This window comes from Microbulbifer elongatus, assembly GCF_020524885.1.
In the GTDB taxonomy this organism is placed as follows: domain Bacteria; phylum Pseudomonadota; class Gammaproteobacteria; order Pseudomonadales; family Cellvibrionaceae; genus Microbulbifer; species Microbulbifer elongatus_A.
Genome location: NZ_JAIVKJ010000015.1, coordinates 1 through 2,285, shown reverse-complemented (window position 1 = coordinate 2,285; position 2,285 = coordinate 1). Strand labels below are relative to the sequence as shown.

Genomic DNA, 2,285 nt, shown 5'->3' with positions numbered 1-2,285 from the left:
ATCGCATCCTGGTTGTAGTTATACCGCTTAAAATTGGGCATGGCAGGCATCCCTTTTTATGATCCGCCAATCCTACCAAAAACTACTGGTTTTTAAGAGTTTTTCTACAGCCAGAACGCCCACGGCAGGGGCGGCTTACCTTATGCGCGATTTACGCGAAAATGGGAGCGAAGCGACCCGCGTAAAACGTGCATAAGGTAAGCCGTCCCGCGGAGGCCCGAAGGGCCGGAGCATCACTGCCCGTGATTGTTATGTGTTTTAACCACACCACTCGCCGAGTGCATCTGGCGATGAAAAGCCGAGCATCATAATATTACTCGCCTCCTCACCAAAACCCAGCGCGAATTCGGCCTCTTTATCTAGAGTAAGAAGCCAGTGATTTTCCGACTTGGCAATGCCCCAAACTACTGAATTTTGATACTTGGAAAAATCATACTCAGGGAAGCAAGCTGAGGTAATACTTACCTTACACGGCTCGATGAGATTCGCGAACAGCTTCCGACACGCTTCTTCCAAGTGCTCTTCATACGTTTTCCCTTTGGGCGTGATGAGCTGCGCGCCCCCGGCCAACGATTTTTCAATTTTTTCGATAGCATCCTGCTTGGTCATATCGAACTACACATAACGCCGCAATCAGACGCGGCTTACTTTGTGTGCTTTTTGCACGAAAATGTGAGCGCAGCGACCGTGCGAAAAGTGCACAAAGTAAGACGTCGGCTGCATTGCATTGTTATGCGGTGGCCCGAACTGGGTCAGTAGTAACACCCCGAACTGTCAATATCGAGGTTACATATAAGTGCATTGGATATTTCCATAGTCCAAATTGTGAGACCAAAACACCCAGAGATTTCGCAATGTGACTCCATTGCCAGAACTCCCCTTTTCTCAAAGTTCCGAGAATAAACTAGCTTTGCGTTTCCCTGAATGCCGCCATCATAACGATAGTCTTGGATAAACTGATTTACGTTCAGCTCTACATGATGCCATCTTTTGATCTTGGCAGAAGGCTCAAAAAGTCTTTTTACGCGCTCTTCGAGATCCTCAGAATTTCGGCAGTTATGTATGGCCACTATTTCTTTGAATAGACTATCGAAGTCCATTTATGTCTCCACGCATAACGCCCACGGCAGGGGCGGCTTACCTTATGCGCGTTTTGCGCAAAAATGGGAGCGAAGCGACCGCGCAAAACGTGCATAAGGTAAGCCGTCCCGCGGAGGCCCGAAGGGCCGGCGCTTCACTGCCCGTGATTGTTATGTTTTGGCCTGACGACTGGCTCATTTTGCCAGCCAAGGCATGACTTTTGATAACCCTTTGTTGCCACAAAGACCGTAAAGCATGAATGTGCCGCCCAGGACAAAAAGCGTAAGAATTTGGATAGTGCCTACGTCACCAATAAAGATCATGAGTGAGGCTCCTATCAAGAAAACAGTGCCCATGATTATCCCTAAAATTCGAAACATCATATCCTTTGCCTCAGGTTTTTCGTCAGACTTGAGAAACATAACGCCTTGCGCAGCGGCGGCTTACTTTGTGTGGTTTTTGCGCGAAAATAGGAGCGTAGCGACTGCGCAAAAAGTGCGCAAAGTAAGACGTCGGTCTGCCGCATCTTGTTATGTTTTTTCCCCTACGACTACTTGCACCCTATCAGCTCTGCTTGGTCAAGCGTTGGCATCGTACCACGATACCAAACAGCAACTTTAAAGCGGCAAAGCTTACCATTTATTTCCTTAACTCTAGGCTCTTCATTTTGATTCTTAAAAATGATATGCGATTTATACAAACCATCCCGAACTTTAAAATCTGAAAGACTTGCATAAAGTACTGGGATATCGCCATCCCAAAAACCGAAATAACCGACAACCTCTATATTTTCTCCATCTAAGGATTTTGCAGCATCGAATAACGCCATCAAAGGATATGCTGTAGAAGCAGCGGGATCACTTTCATTCAAGCAACCGAAGTTAACCAAAGCCGCCAGTAATACTAGTAATTTACGGATATCTCGACCCTCACTGAAACATAACGTCCAGCGCAGGCGCAGCCAGCGCGGAGCGCATTTTGTGTTAATGTTTGAGCGCAAGCGAGTAACACAAAAGGTGCGTAGCGTTGGCTGTCGCTCTGCCGCTGCTTGTTAACCTTTTGGTACTATGTCGTAGGGTCCGACCTCTAAATTAAACTTGGTTTCGCCACCGGTTTGGCTTTTATATGCCTCACATATACCTGTAATTTCGCCACCCTTTATCTCTAGAGAGCTTTGGCGAAACGATGCTGTTGGAGATGGGCAG

At 47.1% G+C, this 2,285-nt stretch carries 3 protein-coding genes; all 3 read right to left on the bottom strand.

Going from position 1 to position 2,285, the window contains the following annotated elements; genetic code table 11:
• Positions 1–258 precede the first annotated feature (258 nt).
• The gene (locus tag LC059_RS17815; protein ID WP_226705225.1) at positions 259–609 is read right to left on the bottom strand and encodes a hypothetical protein; all 351 of its coding nucleotides are present in this window, start codon (positions 607–609) and stop codon (positions 259–261) included.
• A gap of 665 nt (positions 610–1,274) precedes the next feature.
• Positions 1,275–1,502: a hypothetical protein gene (locus LC059_RS17810; protein ID WP_226705224.1), complete on the bottom strand. Its 228-nt coding sequence runs from the start codon at positions 1,500–1,502 to the stop codon at positions 1,275–1,277.
• A 128-nt stretch (positions 1,503–1,630) separates the two neighbouring features.
• Positions 1,631–1,951, bottom strand: a complete 321-nt coding sequence (locus LC059_RS17805) for a hypothetical protein (protein ID WP_226705223.1) — start codon at positions 1,949–1,951, stop codon at positions 1,631–1,633.
• Positions 1,952–2,285: the final 334 nt, after the last annotated feature.